This window comes from Peribacillus sp. S4, assembly GCF_046715815.1.
GTDB lineage: Bacteria > Bacillota > Bacilli > Bacillales > DSM-1321 > Peribacillus > Peribacillus frigoritolerans.
The window spans coordinates 1,341,234-1,358,299 of the sequence record NZ_CP175708.1 but is presented as its reverse complement, the minus strand read 5'-3'; the positions used below and the strand labels follow the sequence as shown (position 1 = coordinate 1,358,299).

General features: G+C 37.7%; 17 protein-coding genes and 1 tRNA gene. 10 read left to right on the top strand and 8 right to left on the bottom strand.

Going from position 1 to position 17,066, the window contains the following annotated elements:
• Nucleotides 1-222: 222 nt before the first annotated feature.
• Nucleotides 223-2,325 (bottom strand): YhgE/Pip family protein, encoded by a 2,103-nt coding sequence (locus tag ACJ9PY_RS06550; protein WP_411739677.1) that lies wholly within the window; start codon nucleotides 2,323-2,325, stop codon nucleotides 223-225.
• 338 nt (nucleotides 2,326-2,663) lie between these two features.
• Here ACJ9PY_RS06550 and ACJ9PY_RS06545 point away from each other — a divergent pair, with 338 nt between their 5' ends.
• A complete protein-coding gene (locus tag ACJ9PY_RS06545; protein WP_411739676.1) occupies nucleotides 2,664-3,356 on the top strand; it encodes a DUF421 domain-containing protein in 693 nt (230 codons plus the stop codon).
• 94 nt (nucleotides 3,357-3,450) lie between these two features.
• On the opposite strand, the gene ACJ9PY_RS06540 is transcribed toward ACJ9PY_RS06545, so the two are convergent.
• Nucleotides 3,451-3,975 carry a type 1 glutamine amidotransferase domain-containing protein gene (locus ACJ9PY_RS06540; RefSeq protein WP_063596564.1) on the bottom strand — a complete coding sequence of 175 codons (525 nt, stop codon included), beginning with the start codon at nucleotides 3,973-3,975 and terminating at the stop codon, nucleotides 3,451-3,453.
• 110 nt (nucleotides 3,976-4,085) lie between these two features.
• On the bottom strand, nucleotides 4,086-4,823 hold the full coding sequence (truA, locus tag ACJ9PY_RS06535; RefSeq protein ID WP_369315625.1) for a tRNA pseudouridine(38-40) synthase TruA: 738 nt from the start codon (nucleotides 4,821-4,823) through the stop codon (nucleotides 4,086-4,088).
• Nucleotides 4,824-5,431: 608 nt separating this feature from the next.
• On the opposite strand from truA, the gene ACJ9PY_RS06530 reads away from it, so the two are divergent.
• Nucleotides 5,432-6,568 carry a site-2 protease family protein gene (locus tag ACJ9PY_RS06530; protein ID WP_411739675.1) on the top strand — a complete coding sequence of 379 codons (1,137 nt, stop codon included), beginning with the start codon at nucleotides 5,432-5,434 and terminating at the stop codon, nucleotides 6,566-6,568.
• Between the two features lie 777 nt (nucleotides 6,569-7,345).
• Here ACJ9PY_RS06530 and ACJ9PY_RS06525 read toward each other — a convergent pair.
• From ACJ9PY_RS06525 to ACJ9PY_RS06515, 3 genes are all read right to left on the bottom strand, one after another.
• A complete protein-coding gene (locus ACJ9PY_RS06525; RefSeq protein ID WP_411739674.1) occupies nucleotides 7,346-7,762 on the bottom strand; it encodes a hypothetical protein in 417 nt (138 codons plus the stop codon).
• Between the two features lie 598 nt (nucleotides 7,763-8,360).
• A tRNA-Val gene (locus ACJ9PY_RS06520) sits at nucleotides 8,361-8,432 on the bottom strand.
• Nucleotides 8,433-8,741: 309 nt separating this feature from the next.
• Complete coding sequence (locus tag ACJ9PY_RS06515) at nucleotides 8,742-9,353, bottom strand: hypothetical protein (protein ID WP_411739673.1); 612 nt, start codon at nucleotides 9,351-9,353, stop codon at nucleotides 8,742-8,744.
• A 51-nt stretch (nucleotides 9,354-9,404) separates the two neighbouring features.
• On the opposite strand from ACJ9PY_RS06515, the gene ACJ9PY_RS06510 reads away from it, so the two are divergent.
• Both ACJ9PY_RS06510 and ACJ9PY_RS06505 read left to right on the top strand, forming a co-directional pair.
• Nucleotides 9,405-9,848: a hypothetical protein gene (locus ACJ9PY_RS06510; protein WP_411739672.1), complete on the top strand. Its 444-nt coding sequence runs from the start codon at nucleotides 9,405-9,407 to the stop codon at nucleotides 9,846-9,848.
• Between the two features lie 504 nt (nucleotides 9,849-10,352).
• On the top strand, nucleotides 10,353-10,574 hold the full coding sequence (locus ACJ9PY_RS06505) for a hypothetical protein (protein ID WP_034314444.1): 222 nt from the start codon (nucleotides 10,353-10,355) through the stop codon (nucleotides 10,572-10,574).
• 17 nt (nucleotides 10,575-10,591) lie between these two features.
• Here ACJ9PY_RS06505 and ACJ9PY_RS06500 read toward each other — a convergent pair whose 3' ends face one another.
• Complete coding sequence (locus ACJ9PY_RS06500; RefSeq protein WP_034314446.1) at nucleotides 10,592-11,149, bottom strand: phosphatidylglycerophosphatase A; 558 nt, start codon at nucleotides 11,147-11,149, stop codon at nucleotides 10,592-10,594.
• 190 nt (nucleotides 11,150-11,339) lie between these two features.
• On the opposite strand from ACJ9PY_RS06500, the gene ACJ9PY_RS06495 reads away from it, so the two are divergent.
• The 5 genes from ACJ9PY_RS06495 to ACJ9PY_RS06475 all read left to right on the top strand — a co-directional run bounded on the left by ACJ9PY_RS06495 (nucleotide 11,340) and on the right by ACJ9PY_RS06475 (nucleotide 14,245).
• Nucleotides 11,340-12,062 carry an alpha/beta hydrolase gene (locus ACJ9PY_RS06495; RefSeq protein ID WP_054397157.1) on the top strand — a complete coding sequence of 241 codons (723 nt, stop codon included), beginning with the start codon at nucleotides 11,340-11,342 and terminating at the stop codon, nucleotides 12,060-12,062.
• Nucleotides 12,063-12,151: 89 nt separating this feature from the next.
• A complete protein-coding gene (locus ACJ9PY_RS06490) occupies nucleotides 12,152-12,667 on the top strand; it encodes a YjcG family protein (RefSeq protein WP_034314450.1) in 516 nt (171 codons plus the stop codon).
• 4 nt (nucleotides 12,668-12,671) lie between these two features.
• Nucleotides 12,672-13,100, top strand: a complete 429-nt coding sequence (locus ACJ9PY_RS06485; protein WP_034314452.1) for a GNAT family N-acetyltransferase — start codon at nucleotides 12,672-12,674, stop codon at nucleotides 13,098-13,100.
• 159 nt (nucleotides 13,101-13,259) lie between these two features.
• The gene (locus ACJ9PY_RS06480) at nucleotides 13,260-13,523 is read left to right on the top strand and encodes a hypothetical protein (protein ID WP_034314453.1); all 264 of its coding nucleotides are present in this window, start codon (nucleotides 13,260-13,262) and stop codon (nucleotides 13,521-13,523) included.
• 233 nt (nucleotides 13,524-13,756) lie between these two features.
• A complete protein-coding gene (locus ACJ9PY_RS06475) occupies nucleotides 13,757-14,245 on the top strand; it encodes a spore coat protein (protein ID WP_063577043.1) in 489 nt (162 codons plus the stop codon).
• 54 nt (nucleotides 14,246-14,299) lie between these two features.
• Here ACJ9PY_RS06475 and ACJ9PY_RS06470 read toward each other — a convergent pair whose 3' ends face one another.
• The gene (locus ACJ9PY_RS06470; protein WP_278089581.1) at nucleotides 14,300-14,602 is read right to left on the bottom strand and encodes a hypothetical protein; all 303 of its coding nucleotides are present in this window, start codon (nucleotides 14,600-14,602) and stop codon (nucleotides 14,300-14,302) included.
• A 151-nt stretch (nucleotides 14,603-14,753) separates the two neighbouring features.
• Between ACJ9PY_RS06470 and ACJ9PY_RS06465 the strand changes: the two genes are divergently transcribed.
• On the top strand, nucleotides 14,754-17,027 hold the full coding sequence (locus ACJ9PY_RS06465; protein WP_400450740.1) for an ATP-dependent helicase: 2,274 nt from the start codon (nucleotides 14,754-14,756) through the stop codon (nucleotides 17,025-17,027).
• Nucleotides 17,028-17,066 lie beyond the last annotated feature (39 nt).

Genomic DNA, 17,066 nt, shown 5'->3' with positions numbered 1-17,066 from the left:
ATGGTTTTTGTCAACTATAAAAATGCAAAAATTCTAATTTATCGGTATTTTTCTATTCAACTGTCAATGTATTGATGAATATTCCAAACCTACATAAAAATACATATCTATAAATACCATTCAGCAAATAAAAAAACCCGAGCCCCTTTTAAGGGTTCAGGCTGAATATAACCATAATTTTCAACTTCAGTTAACCGCGGTCACAGCACTCTTTCAATTACCTTAAAAAATCCTGCTTCCATACAATTTATCCTTCATCTTTTGTGTCCTTGCATGCAGAGGCTTTTTCAAAATGACACCTAAGATGAACGTGATTATTAAAAAGAGAATCAAGATAAAAATGTCCTTGCCAGCTACACTCCAGGTTATTCCCCCAACAGATTCACGAAGCAAACCCACAGCATAGGTGAATGGCAAGAAAGGGTTAATATGCTGAAAAAAGGGCGGTGTGACTTGAATGGGGAAGGTGCCTCCTGAACTTGATATTTGAAGGACCATCAAGACGACGCTTATCCCTTTTCCAACATTTCCAAGAACGGAAACGAAGGTGTAAACAATGAGTGTAAATACCGTACTTATCAGAACGGAAAACAGGATGTACTCAAATTTATCCGCTACATAAACACCGATAAGGAAGATGTTCCCAATAGAAACACTAAGGGCCTGCATCACCCCAATGATAAAAAATATTAGATACCGCCCGATATAAATTTGATACGGGCTGTAGACCTTTTGAGAAACACCCACGCTAAGCATGGAAATCAATATTGTACCGCCGACCCAAAGGGAAAGTGCCGTAAAGAAAGGAGACATGGCGGATCCATAGTTCGGAATCGGAAAGAGACTGTGTTTATTGAGCAGAACTGGTTCTGAAAAAAATTCACTTTCTTGTTCAATATCATTCCTTAGGAAATCGATCACTTCTTCCATATTATAAGACTTATCAATTTCCCTCATTTTAGAAGCCAGAGCCTTTATTTTCGTTTCGATTTCCGGAAACTTATTCTGTAACTTATTAATATCCACTGTACGTGTTTCCAATGTTCGATTGGTCTCATTCAACAGCGTCCTCACCTCAGGAAGAACCTTGGTTCCCTCCTCCATCGTAAGCTGGACATTATTCAATATTGCTTCTGTTTCATTCCAGATTTCATTGAATTTTGGCCCCGTTTCCTTTGAATAGCTCTCCTGGAAGCTTGCCAAGACTTGATCATTGTTCCTGCCAAGTTCGATAAGATTGCCGTATGCTCGGTCATTCAGCGCTTGAAGTTGGTTCGAAGCATTATCCCTTAGTTCATCAACCAGCTGTATTTCTGGCTGAAGCACGTTTTTCTCATTAAATTGATTGACTCTCACCAATAAATTATACATACTGTCCAAAAGGTACAACTCTTTATTTATCCTCGTTACACCTTGTTCCACTAGCTGATCCGACTCATTGTCAGGTAAATCCTGACCCGTTAACCGGTTTGCCAGCACTAAAATGGATTCATTATCGCTCCTTATGTTCGCAATATCATTTTTTAAGAGGGGATTGATTCCTTCGAATGCCTGCCTTGTTGAATCTACATAACTAGAAACGTCCGATACCAATTTGTCCTTCTGTGATGTTATTCCTTCTATCGAATTCAGGCCATCATTGACCCTCTTAATGATATCTTCAGCCTTTTTGACATGTGTTTGAACGGTTTTGATATTTTGTTCAAGCTCAGGCAGTTCAGCCTCTAATAAATAAACCATATTCTTCATTTTTTGAATCGTCGGCAACTCGTTTTGCAAGGTGATTCCCAGTTCATTAAAAATTGCAAGGATACTCCCACTGGCTGATTTGATAAAGGTTTTGCTCACATTGTCCACAATGCTGTTGGCACCCGCTGCCGTAATTTTAGGAGCAATGGAATTGATTTTTTCATTAACATAGTAATCAATCCCCGCCTTCTTAGGGTCATCGGTCATGATCGTCGCAATATGTTCGGAAAAGTTCTCCGGAATGATGATGGATGCATAATAATCACCCTTTTCCACCTTTTCTATCGCTTCTTTTTCCGATGTGAACCTCCAGCCCAGATCCTTATTCTCCTTTAACCCTTCCATTACTTCCTTGCCTATGTTCACGGCTTTGCCATTTAACTCCGCACCTTTATCATTATTGGCAACACCGACAAGAATTCCTTCCGTGTTTGCATACGGGTCCCATGATGCAACAATATTAAACCACGCATAAATGGAAGGGATGAACATGAGAAAGACGACTACGATACAAACAAAGAAATTTTTATAAATGCTTTTTAAATCGTCAATGAAAATTTCCTGAATATTTCTCAAAACATACCCCCGTGCAAATGTATTTTGATACTATTATTCGTAGAAATTTCTTAATCGATACTAAGTAAACATATCCATCGATTCATCAAATAAAAAAGAAGCAAGTATTGAGCGGCTTGCTTCATGATATTTCACTAATATGAATGCCTGGTTTATTGAATGTTGTTTCATAATTCATTTTTTTATGTATCGCACCAATCGTTTAAATCTATTAATTCAAGAGGGGTTCCCAAATCAAAGACGGTTTCTTGTCTGTTTCCTTTACAGAATAAATGGCAAGGTGTAAGAACATACTATCTCAAACGAACTGTCGGGAGTTTTGTAAGGGAGAAATCGTCATGTCGGAATCTGTTGAAATCATCTTTCGAACCTTTACCTCTTTTATTTTATTATGGGTATTTGTCCAACTTCTCGGTAAACAGACAATTGCCCAGAAGACCTATCACCTTTATATCGCTTCCATGACGATGGGGACAATTGCAGGAAATCTAGCATTCAATATTAAAATTAAATTCCTGTATTTCATCATTTCCATAATTATTATGGGTACCGTCGTTTTCATGCTCAATCTTCTAGCGGTTCGAAATCCGCGTTTCGGGAAATGGATTGCCGGAGAACCTGCCACTTTAATTCAAAAAGGAAGAATTCTTGAAGAGTCAATGGAACGGATGGGGTATTCAATGGATTCTCTTAAACAGGCTTTGCGGGGAAAAGAAATCTTCAACCTAGATGAAGTTGAATGTGCCATTTTAGAGATAAATGGTTCACTCTCTGTATTAAAAAAAGAACAATACCAAAATGCCACCAAGCAGGATTTACCAATACTGCCCCCAGCAGGTTCTGTACCGATTGAACTGGTCTATGACGGAAAAATCTTATATGATAACCTAACCACACACACCTACAATGAAGGATGGTTGATGGCTGAACTCAAAAAAAGGAACCTTGTTGTTTTTGATATCTCGTATGCTGTCGTAGGGACAAAAGGAAATTTATATATTGATTTGATTAAGGATCAATCAAGGGAATGATCTTTATCATAATCACTATTAAAATAAATTTGGGTATGGATAAAAAAAGTGTTTTTTCCAGAAGGAAAAAACACTTTTTCACCGTACTATGGATTTAACCCTTTTCAATCACGTTTATCAATTCCCTTAAATAATCCGGCAGATCAGGCGGACGCCTGCTTGACACAAGGTTTCCATCTACGACGACGGGCTCATCTATCCAAGTTGCCCCTGCGTTTTCCATATCATCTTTAATGCCAGGTGTACTCGTTACATTCTTCCCCTGTAAAATTTTCGCGGATATCAACACCCAACCAGCGTGACAAATTTGCCCAATGGGTTTTTTATTTTCTTCCATGCTTTGGATAAGTGATATCACTTCAGGAAACCGGCGAATTTTGTCGGGTGCCCAACCGCCCGGTACAAGGATGGCATCATATTCTTCAGCCTTGATACTGCCATACTCATAATCAGATATGGCTGGTACACCATATTTTCCAATGTATGTTTCATTCGCCTTTTCTCCGGCGAGATGAACAATCGCCCCTTCTTCTTTTAAACGTAAAATCGGATACCAGAGTTCTAAATCTTCAAAATCATGGTGCACAAGACTGATTATTTTCTTTCCTGCTAATCTCATGAAAATCTCTCCTTCTTTCGTACTTTCCGCTTTACCATTCTTCCCTATTACTTCCCTTTTTCTACTGCCTTTACACTTAATATACAATTACCGATGCATCAAAGGCCGGTCTAAAAATCAACCTTTACCAAGTACAGCCCAGCTGCCTCCGCCATACGGCCCGTTTGGATTCTTTCTTTTGACTCTATAATACTTGGTATATTTTCAGCATCTATTTCATTTAACCCTACTTCTATCAACGTCCCGACAATCTTCCTAACCATATTATAAAGAAATCCATCGCCTCGCACCGTAATTTCGATGAAGCCGGCATTCTCTTCTATATCAATGGTATATATTTCACGCACCATGGATTTTTTCTTGGATTTTGCATTTGAAAAAGCAGTGAAATCATGTTCACCTATAAAATGTTGACATGCTTTTTTCATTCTAGTGATATCCAGCTTTTCCTCTACATGCATACTGTACTTTCTCATGAAAGGATTTGTGTATGGCTCGTTCCAGATCTTATACAAATAGGTTTTATCCTTAGCATTATAACGTGCATGAAAACGTTCAGGGACTAACGTAACCTCGACAATGCTGATATCTCTTGGTAAATATCTATTCAAATAATCCATGATTTCAACTTCAGTCAGATTTTCACCGATCTTAAAATTGGCGATTTGAGCAAGGGCGTGTACACCGGCATCCGTTCTGCTGCATCCGATGATCTCGATTTTTTCCCCTGCCATTTCCGTTAATACATTTTCTATTTTCCCTTGGATCGTATCATCACTATTACCAAGTCGCTGCCAGCCTTTATAGCGCCCGCCATCATATTGAATGGTCAATTTATAATTGTTCATTGCTTCCTCCTTATTTCATCTAAACAGAAAATTCTCAATAAAATACAAGCCCCCATACAACTCCTGCTGTATGAGGGAACAGATGGTCTTCTTAGAAAAACTTTTATATTGTTAAGGTTTTGTACCATATTTCGTTCGGGAGCACCCCACCGCTTACAAAGACCATGAATTATGTAAAGGTGACAGCATCTTATCTATCATTCGATAGTCAATCCTAGCTGAAATGCACTTCTGCATAGTGTACCAAAGTGGCTAGCGTCATGCAACGAACGATTCACCTTCACATGCATTTTCTGTGCAACTTTGTGCAATGCATAAAAACACACAGGAATGATATTTGGATATGCTGTGACATCAAGGATTTGAGCCTTTGTTAGTTGATGACCTGTTAGGGCCCTAAATATTAAGGACAGAACTCTATCTTAATTATAAAAAAATGTAATACTTGAAAGTTAATATTCTAGAAATATATCACTAAGATGATAATAAATGGATTATCCAATACAATATAATAAGGATATTAGCAAGATGATAAATCAAGAAGGAGCTCAGATAGACATAGTGTCACTCGGGTCATCTGTTTTCCCATTTACTCTAGGAGGTACATTTTGAAAGAATCTAAATCGAAAAAAGGATGGGTAGGTTTGGGGGCAATCGGGTTATTTTTCCTTGGAAAAATGAAATGGTTGTTTGCGCTATTGAAATTAGCAAAAGTAGGTTCCCTGATTTCTATTTTCGTTTCATTAGGAGCGTATGCCTTGGTTTACGGTTGGAAATTTGCCGTAGCCCTAGTCTATCTAATTTATATCCATGAAATGGGGCATTTACTTGCTGCAAAGAGAAAAGGCATCAAAACATCCAATGCCATTTTCATCCCTTTTGTCGGAGCATTAATTGCCCTTAAGGAAGAACCCAAGAATGCTAACCAAGAAGCTTATCTTGCCTTCGGAGGTCCTTTATTAGGTACATTAGCATTTCTACCAGCCATCCCCTTATTTATGATGACGGAAAATCCATTTTGGCTTTTAGTTATTACACTTGGAGCCATGATTAACCTATTTAATCTAATGCCTGTGCACCCTCTTGATGGAGGACGTATAGTGGGAGTCATCTCCACAAAGCTTTGGGTAGTAGGGATTATCGGGATGGTTGTATATTTATTTCTCCATCCAAATCCATTCTTAATTCTTTTCTTATTATTGGGCATTTCTAAGTGGTGGAAAGAAATTCGTAGCGAGATTACCAGAAATCAAAGAGACATCATCATAGAATTGAATCAATTTGGATTAAGGCAAATAGAACAATATGCAGCTGCAACAGATGAAGAAAAAATTCGCCTGGTTAATATTTGGAATATGGAATCGAGCCAACAATATGAAAAGTTTAACAACATGAAGAGTTGGCATATCCCGCTATTTGATAATAATAAACTAAAAGAAAAACAGCTGACCGAGGTGAAATTAAATATGTATAGATCCTTAATGGATGCTGCTAATACGAATGAATACCAGAACGGACCGACCGATTTTGAAAATATAGGCACCTATGAACGAATAGCAGCAAAGTTCTTTAAAGAAGTGCAAGAACAAACTGAAATTAGGGATAAAGAGAAATCCTATTACTCATCGAGGCTCAAAACAAAAGTCATCTGGTTCTCATTATACATTGGGCTTGCCATTTTCTTAATGATAACAAGCTTATATGCAGGTGATTTAATGGAACAATATAAAACTTCATTACCGTAATACATTATGAAAGGGGGACCTCATTTATGGGTGTCCCCTTTGACTGTCCATTTATTTAGGCTTTTGAAACATTAATGTTAATTATGTATAAATAAAAGAGACTACTTCTTGTAATCTCTTTTATTACACCTATAGTACTAAAGCTCCTGTTAATCGAAGAAAGATCATCAGTATTATCAAAAACTTAAACACCAAATATCTCAGTTCCTAAAATCAAATATACAAAAGGAAATATTAATAAAACCGAAATTACAATGATAACACTAAGCATCCAAATCTATGCCCATAACATTGTTCTGTTAATACCATCTTATATAGCAAGAAATTGGTCTCGATTAAATTGCTTCAAGTTTGGCTGGATAAAAACATCGTAATTATGGTCTGCTGTATCTAAATTACTGCCATGAACAAATCGTTGGATGAGCAGGTCATAATACTTATCTACGCAATCGTACTCTGGAGCCGCTTGACCAATAATCTCTTTCCTCTTTATCTAGTATATGTTGTTCATTAAAACCTCTCTTCAGAGGTATGTTCAGTCCAGTGTATTTCTTTTGTCAAGCAATCGATATCTCTTAAAAGTCGAGCACGAACTTTGAACTTGATTTTCTCTTTGTTTATTCATCAATCTTTCTAAGACAACTCCTCTTTCTCTGGGTCTTGTCTTATTGGATATCAGTTTAATTTCTCACTCAAAAATTCAGCCAGAGAGATTCTCCAAGGAGGCTTCTTTTTCTTGTTTTAGTTTAAAGTGGAGCCTCATTTTCTTAGAGTACATTAATTTATTAACATTTTATCCAATTCACGAACTTTATCATATGACTCCATTAGGTGTTCCGGTATTAATGTTCTCCCATAATCCCAAGCATTAGTTTCTATTTCAGATTTCAGCTTTTCTTTTTCTTCTTCGTGACCATACATTAAAATCCTTAGATCATGTTTGTTTTTCTTAAAATCTAAATAATAACCAATCATACGATAAAGAATAATTTTAACAAAATCTTCCTCTGTCTCTTTTATTCTAATTTTCCCTTTATAACCGTTAACTTGAAGGTAATTGAATTTTATAGTATTGGTCGATACGTTATAACTCATAGGTGCACTTAGGTTATTGTCAAATTCATAAATAATATCCAAATTGTGCTCATTTAATGTGTTATTAATTATCTTTCCGATATCGCTTATATAAAGCATTTAACAATCACTTCCCTTTTAAAGACTTACCAAATTGTAGTAGTAGATTAAATACTTCATCCTTTATCAATATAATAAACTGTTGAGGTATTAAAATCATCCGTTAAAAACAAAGGGAATATTTACTATATAATACTGAAGTGGAGGGTAAGGGTTGTAATTCTTCTCTATATTGTTCTACCATCATTTTAAGTGAAGTCATTGTATTATACTTTTCAAGCCAAGAAACATCGTTTGCTGATATTTTGCATAGTCTTCATGCGTCATGTTCAGGGCTTCCAGGAAGTATTCCCGTGCATGGTATTTAGTAGTGAGTAATCCAACACATTATAGTAAAGTGGATTTTACCGAAGAATATGATTATGTACCTTTTAAAGAAAAGCCAAAAAGAAGACCTCCATCGCTAGCCGAATAAGCAAAAGGCTTTACCCACAGTTCCTTAAAATATTAATTATTACAAATAGTTGTCCTTTAATGTCTTTTAATCCTTCTCTATCCGCCACCAATCCAGTAAATAATACATAATGAACTATATCTTTAAAAACAAAAAAAGACCCAAACCCTTGTGATATCAAGGATTTGAGCCTTTGTTAGTTGATGACCTGTGAGGGATTCGAACCCACGACCCCTTCCCTGTCAAGGAAGTGCTCTCCCACTGAGCTAACAAGTCGTATGTAATCAAGCTCTATAGAGCTTGGTTTAAAACTTACTTAGTTGCTGACTTCTTTTCTGAACAAGATTTATTATATAGTGGTATTCAAAATAAAACAAGTAGTTTTGCTAAAAAAGTTTTTTTCCGTAAAGTGTGGTCTTAGGCGTTAATCCCTGAAAGTACGATCTGACCCCCAAAATTTCTCGGAATAGAATCTACCTCACCTTTTTCAAGGAGAATCCAGGGCTCCTAATCATACGTTTACTCGACTTTAATTAACAAATATGATGTCCATTTACTCAATCTAAGACTAAAGCAGAAAGATCTTTACATTGGAGAAGGGAATCTAGCAGCCTGAAAGTTTGTTAAAGATGCTTCTGCTAAAATTTCTCCGTTTGCATCTGCGCTAAATAATACTTGTACCCGATCTCCTGCTTGTAACTGAAGGATTGTAGTAACCGATAGTCCAATAGGTCTTGATTTCTCCAAGAAGTCATTAACAATATCTAAATTATCTCCGTTTACGTTAATGGAAATGGATGCGACATATCCTTCTTTTGAAGAACTCCTTTTTTTGTCTTTTGAAGAATGATGTTTTCTGCAATAATCACAGTTGCAACTATTTTTACTGCAATAATCACATTTGCAATTATCTTTTTTGTTTTTTGAGGAATCATTGCTTTTACTTTTTGACGGACAAAACGAGACTTTTGCTGTTATCTCATAAATTCCATCCTTAGTTGGAATAAATGTTGATATGTGCGGATTATATTCATCCGCTAAATCAAACTGTTCAGTTTGGAATAAAACTTTTACAGAGGGAGTTAACGCTGCTTCGTATAGTTGTGGTGTATTCTTATTAGCCCTGAACGCAGATGCTCTTACTAGATTATGTTTCTTATTGTCACAGTGACAGTCTTTATGTTTCTTATGGCACAAATGACAGTCATCGGTTTTCTTTTGCTCACAAATACAGTCACTGTGTTTTTTATGACAACAATGACAATCATCCGGTTTCTTTTGATGACAAATACAGTCATTATGTTTCTTATGGCACAAATGACAGTCATCATCTTTCTTTTGCTCACAAATACAGTCATTGTGTTTCTTATGACAGCAGTGACAATCATCCGGTTTCTTTTGATGACAAATACAGTCATTGTGTTTCTTATGACAACAGTGACAATCATCCGGTTTCTTTTGATGACAAATACAGTCATTGTGTTTCTTATGACAGCTATGACAATCATCCGATTTCTTTTGGTGGCAAATACAGACATTGTGTTTCTTATGGCAGCTATGACAATCATCCGGTTTCTTTTGGTGACATATACAGTCATTGTGTTTCTTATGGCAGCTATGACAATCATCCGGTTTCTTTTGCACACATTTCTTATTAAGATATGTGGTGTCTATAAAGGAATTACAATGTGAAATGGAATTATGATTTTTAATTATAATCACCTTTTTCTTTTTTATTTTCGGGTTATTTTATTCATTAAAAGAAAAGATGTTTGTACATATGTTACAAATTTGAAAATAAATCTAACTTAAACAGCAAAAATCTACTGGATTATATATCTTATTAAGAAGGTGGTCGTTAACAATAAGGAAGGTATTTTTGTGGATATAATCGGGGAAACAGATTCTTTATTCTCAATCTGAAAATGAGGTGAGGTATAATCGCACTTCAGTTTTGGTTGATGAAGAACCTAGCTACTGAGATTCTAAGAGGACTGTTAGAAGAAAGGTCAGAAATTGAGTACATAAATTGTTTTTTTGTTAAAAACTCTACATATAATATTAAAAAGGTTATAATTTCATCTTCTTCCATTCACCCTCACAACAAGACAGAACGAACATTCGCTTTTCACTTGCATATAAAACGTACGTTCGCATATAATGATAGCAAGCAAGTCAGCAAAGGAGTGACCGGGAATGAAATATATACTTCGTAAACATATGGAAGAAAATGCTCCATTAGAAATAATTTATCTCTCCGAACAAGGTAAGATTACACAACGGAAAATCCAGGTGCTTGAAATTTATCCAGGCCATATTCACGCATTCTGTTTTCTAAGGCAGACAAAACGGACATTTAAAGTAGCCAACATCCTTTCTGCCCGCCTCATTAAGGCCAGGTTTTACAGGTCTGGCTGAACATTGCTCTTCAAGGTTCAACCTATTAACTCTTCTTCTTCCTGGATGTCCTTTTCCTGTTCAGTTAACGATTCCTCTTCATCTCTCAGACGATGAGCTAACCTTGAGGCGGCACTCGCGGCAATGCTTGCAACGATGTCATCCAGGAAGGTATGCACGATTCCTTCTTGCTTCTTATCAAGTTCGTGTATGACGCCTATTTTATTTTTATCCAAATGGCCAAAGGTTGTTACAGCAATGCTTCCATAACCGAGTACTGCACCAAAGGCAATCGTTTCATCCACTCCGAATAGCCCTTCATCCGATTCAACAATCGATTGCAGGGGTTCTGATAGTTTTTTTTGCTCTGCCAGTTTATCCAGCTCCACACCGACTAAAATGGCATGTTGAATTTCCCTTTTCAACAGGACACGCTCAACGCTGTGGATGCATTCCTCCAGCTTAAGATCAGCCTTGTACGGGAACTGCAATTCATAAACGATTTTTGCAATTGCCTCCACACTGACACCACGCTCCAATAATGTTCGTTTAGCCGCCTTTGTCACTTCCCTGCTGTGCACGTGTACATCTGCCATTTTATTCGCCACCTTTTTTTGTATTATTTTTCTATATCCTTGTATTATAGCACCTTATAATTTAAATTTTTAGAAAATATAACGAAAATTTTATATTCCAAATTCTTGTCGCGGGAAAAAGTTGCAAGGCTATGCTAAAATAATCAAGTAAGTTGTTTTTCATTATTAATTATCATTGAGGTGCGGGAGAATGAGTTTACGCAAAGGCACAATTAAAGAGTACATGTTTAAAAGCGAAGCTTTAGCAGAAGAATTGGAATTGCTTGTCTACTTGCCTGCTAATTATTCGCCATTGTATAAATATTCGCTTGTGATTGCTCAGGATGGCCGTGATTATTTTCAAATGGGCCGAATCGGTCGGGTAGCAGATGAACTGTTAGGGAACGATGAGATCGAGAATATCATCATTGTCGGCATTCCTTATAAAGACCGCTTTGACCGCAGGCGCAAATATCATCCGGACGGGGAACAGCATATTGCATACATACGTTTTCTTGCCCATGAACTAGTTCCGTTTTTAGATGATGAATTCCCAACCTATCAAATGGGACATGGTCGAACTTTGATCGGTGACTCTCTTGGCGGTACAGTTTCTCTATTGGCCGCTTTGCAGTATCCGCATACATTCGGTAAATGCATCATGCAGTCCCCGCTTGCCAATGAAGCAGTAATGGATGCTGTACGTAATTTTGAGGATCCGCATCTCCTCGAACTTTACCATGTGATCGGGACCGGTGAAACGGATGTACCGACGACGGATGGCAATAAGGCAAACTTCATAGAACCAAATAGGGAATTGCATAAATTAATAAACCAAAAAGGATTTCCTTGCTTCTATGAAGAATTTGAAGGTAATCATACCTGGAAATACTGGCAGGCAGATTTGAAACGAGCACTATTGGAAATGTTCTAATTACTCGAAATCATCTGTTTGGGATGGTTTCAAGAAAAAAACATGTCCAACTATAATACAACAATAAAAAATATCAGGAGGTTTTATTTATGAAATATGGTGTTGCAATTTTCCCTTCAAAAAAACTTCAAGATTTAGCTAACTCCTATCGCAAACGGTATGATACGAAGTATGCTTTCATACCACCGCATCTAACGCTTAAACCAACGTTCGAAGCGACGGATATGGAAATTTCAACAATCGCGGAACAATTAAAAGGCATCGCTCAAAAGTGCAGACCTTTTACGATGAGCGTAACCAAAACGAAGTCTTTCCAACCCGTAAGCAATACGATTTATTTCAAAGTAGAATTATCCGAAGGGCTTCAAGAGCTGCATGATGCGCTTAACAATGAGGATTTCATAAAAAGTGAAAGTGAACATGCATTTGTCCCGCATATTACAATCGCTCAAGATTTATCCGATAATGAGCATTCTGATGTTTTAGGCCAATTAAGCATGCTTGACATCAGCCATGAAGAAGAGGTGAAACGAGTTCACTTGCTGTATCAACTTGAAGATGGGGCATGGACCGTTTATGAAACATTTAGATTAGGAGCTGAATGATTTCGTGTTTGTAAAAATCGCAGAGAACAGCCAAGAGCTTGAAAACGCATATATGATTCGAAGAAAAGTGTTCGTCCAAGAACAAAACGTCCCTCTTGAAGAAGAGATCGATGAATATGAAAAAGATTCCACACATTTCGTTTTATATGATGAGCAGCATCAGCCAATCGGTGCTGGCCGCTTCAGGGTCATTGACAACATCGGTAAAGTACAGCGCATTTGTGTACTGTCATCGGGCCGTAAGAATGGTGCCGGCGCCATGATCATGAATGCTATTGAGGAATACGCAATCCAGCAGGAAGTGCCTCAATTAAAGCTTGATTCCCAAGTGCATGCCATCCCTTTTTATTCAAAATTAGGTTATGAGATCGTTTCCGACGAATTCATGGATGCTGGCATTCCTCATAAAACGATGAAGAAAACCATTTTTTGATATAAAAAAGCTGTCCTTTCAGTCTTCTGATTGGACAGCTTTTTTTGTTCGTTCATGGACTTAAATTATCGTTTTATGAAAAAAACCATTTCCGTTCAATGGCAATCTCATCAAAAATACATAGTCTATATATAGAAAGCAAGAAGGAGGGAAAATTTTATGGGTAACAATGATTTTAACCTGGATGAGTCTCAAAAAAGACTGATGGAGCTGCTGGTTTCGAGGACTTTGAGAAAACATGGTTTCAAAAAGGAAAAGGTCGATCTAACTGAAAAAGAGAGAAACAACCTTAAAGAAACCGTTCGTTATTTACAAGAGCAATCACTGAAAATCATAAACCAAGAAAAGAACATCACGGAACATGATGTTAATCCAGTTACCAATTCCATTCACAACAAATTCACGGATTCCAAAAATAAATGACGCACCATATCACCTAATCACCTTACTTGCTGGCGAGAAATAAGTAAACCGAGACATAGCAGCACTTACATTTCATTCCTAAAGCTCCAGCTTCTTTATTATTCATCCCCCACACACTAATACTTTCTCTAAGTATTTAAAAAATAGACGAATGAACTGATTTATTCGTCCAACCCGATTAACCATCAAAGCATATTTTAATAGGGAATAAAACCTAAGGAGGAAAAAACAACATGAACCAAAATGTATATCGTAGCAATTGTAACACACATGATGACTCTGAAAGGTCATGGTCGGCTCTAGATTCCGCTTCCAGGCATCCCCTTTCAGGATTCTGTAACGACGATGACACAAAGATTGACCAAGACGCAAGACAGGATAATAATCAAGTTCAGCTTTCTGAAGAACTTATTTACATTAAAGATTCTTGTAATGTAAATATCACTTCAACGGATGTTAAAGCGGCCCTCTCACTACAAGCTGCTCTACAAGCTGCAATTGCGGTCATCGTAAGCATTTCCGTTGCAGATGCTGATAATGCTGATAAGATCACTCAACAATTAATCCAATCTTCTAATGTTAAACAAATCACGCGCCAAAAAACAATTGTTGAAAACAGCCGTGATATCGACATTACAACAACTGATGCACAAATCGCTCTAAACATCCAACTTTTATTGCAACTATTGTTAGCCCTAATCGTGGAAATAGACATTCTTTAAGAAGTCAGCACAAAAAGGACACTTCACGTGTCCTCTTTTGTCTTTCTGGAGGAACTAGACAATTTCGTTGATGAACCTGCCTTTTCCTGTCATTCCAGCCGTTAAATCTTTCCTGACGCTCCTGCCCATTTCATGTTGATATGTGCCTGCTCCATATGCACTTACCCGAACATTATCTTGAATTTGATTTAATCCTTCAACGCTTTCCCTTTCCCTTTCCCTTTCCAACACCTGATCAAAACGGATGGGTTGAATGGGTGCCGCTCCTTTAACAATTCTCACTTTCCCTGCAGCTTCGACCGTCCGGTTGGCATATTGAATATAATCAAATTGTGTGACAGGTGCTATATATCCCATAGTAACCCCTCCTTATATTGAAATAGTTATGTTGTCATTTAATTCCCCTGCCAGAACAATATTTAAACATGATTTCCATATTCTTTTTTCCTAATCTTCTGGTATGATGAGTATTGCCGATATTTTTAATAGATTAGAGGTATCCATTTATATGAATCAAGCAAAATCTGGCAATGAAATCGTACATTTACATACCGTTTCAGCTGGTGAGCTGCAGACACTTTTTGAAAAAGGAAAACGTGATCAGCTTTCTTGTATCATTTGTCATAAACCAGTGAAATTATTTATTGGAATCCATGAGACACCTTATTTTTATCATAGCGACCCATCGCAGGGACCCTGTGAAATGCCAATTTCAGAATCCATAAATGAAGATAAGCCCTTAGAATATATGGAACAGAATGGATTTAGGATTCCAACATCACGAACCATTACTGAAACGAAAACCATTACCGAACCTTTCCTTAAAAGCCGCCCCATAACCGGCAATCCGAAATATTCAGATAAACCATATGACATGGCACAATCAGAGGAACCATACTTTCAAGAATTATCCTCTTCAGGGGTTGTTCTCGATGCAGAGCAACTCAAGGCGGTAATGACGATCGATGGACCCATCCTTGTCCTTTCAGGAGCAGGCAGCGGGAAAACCCGCGTATTGACGGTACGCACTGCCTATATGCTCACAGTGAAAAAGATTGATCCCAAGAGTATCATGCTTGTAACATTTACGGCGAAATCCGCAAAGGAAATGCAGCAGCGTCTGCTCGGTTATCCCTATATGACGCCCTCCCTTGTTTCTCAAATCGTTAGCGGGACCTTTCATAGCATCTTTTATAAAATCCTGATTTTCCACGAACCAGCCAAATGGCAGCGCGATTTCCTATTGAAGTGGGAGTGGGAAAAAGAAAAGGTATTGAAACAGGCTGGCAGGGAATTGGAACTTGATGATAAGGAATTTGCATATGATCAGGCCCTTCAACAAATCGGGCTTTGGAAAAACTCTTTGGCCTTTCCAGAAGATATTCAACCTAAGGACGATTGGGAGAAATCGTGTTTATTTTTATATAAGAAATATGAAGAATATAAACAGCAAACAGGGAAGTATGATTTTGATGATATGCTTGTAGGCTGTTATGTATTTTTAAAAAATCACCCAGATTTTTTAAAGAAATATCAGCAAAGGTTTAACTATTTTTTGGTAGATGAGTTTCAGGATATCAATAAAGTTCAATATGAATTGATAAAACTCCTCTCTGCTGAATCAAAAAATGTATGTGCGGTTGGAGATGATGACCAATCCATCTATTCATTCCGCGGAAGCGATCCGAAGTATATTTTGAATTTCAATCATGACTTCCCTCGATCCCAAGTGGTGAAGCTGACGGAGAATTACCGCTCTTCCCATGAAATTGTCGCTACTGCGAACCGCTTGATCAAGCGAAACCAGAACCGGATGGAGAAAAAGATGAGGGCACAGCATGATTCAGGAAATCCACCTGTTTTATTTTATCCTTATGATGAAGAATTGGAAGCGACGATGATCGTATCCGATATCCAAGAGAAAATATCCAAGGGAGCAAACCCTGGGGACTTTGCAGTATTGTACAGGACACACACGATGTCCAGGGCCATTTTTGAACGGCTTGCCGCTTCCAATCTGCCATTCGTCATTGAAAAGGATGCGGATTCGTTTTATCAGCGCAAGGTCATTCGCGGCATGCTTGCCTTTATGCGCTTGAGTTTGTTCCCGCATGACAGCAAGGCAGCATCTGAAGTCCTTTCCTGCCTATTCTTAAAGCAAAGTATATTACAAGAGTTAAAAGCAATGACAATATTGCAGGATTGTGACTTCATCGATGCATTTGCTTTTGTTAAGACTGGACATGCTTTTCAAGAACGAAAATTAAAAACGATTCCTGAACAGATTCGGTCTTTAAAAATTATGTCGCCACTCGTAGCGTTAGAGATCATCGAGAAAGATTTAGGATACCAGGAATATGTAAAAAAACGCGGTAATGATGCGAACCTGGAAAAAGGATCCGATGACATCCGTGACTTAAAGGTGGCGGCAAATCGTTTTCCAACCGTCGCCGCTTTCATTGAACATGTCGATCATATGACTGCGATGGTCCAAGAGATTAAACAGCTATCGAAACACTTTAAGGACGCCATACAGCTTACCACCATACATCGTTCCAAAGGGCTTGAATATCAAACCGTATATGTCCTTGCTGCTGTCGATGGCAGCATTCCTCATGATTTCGCACTTGAATCTTACCGAAAAGGGGAACTATCCCCTCTTGAAGAGGAAAGACGATTGCTCTATGTAGCGGCAACCAGGGCTAAAAAGGACCTTTACCTTTCCATCCTGCAAACTAGACGCGGACGGACTGCCCATCCATCACGTTTTCTGAAGCTTTGACCAAAAGCCGAATCTTGCAAATGGACTTTTTTAGTTTAA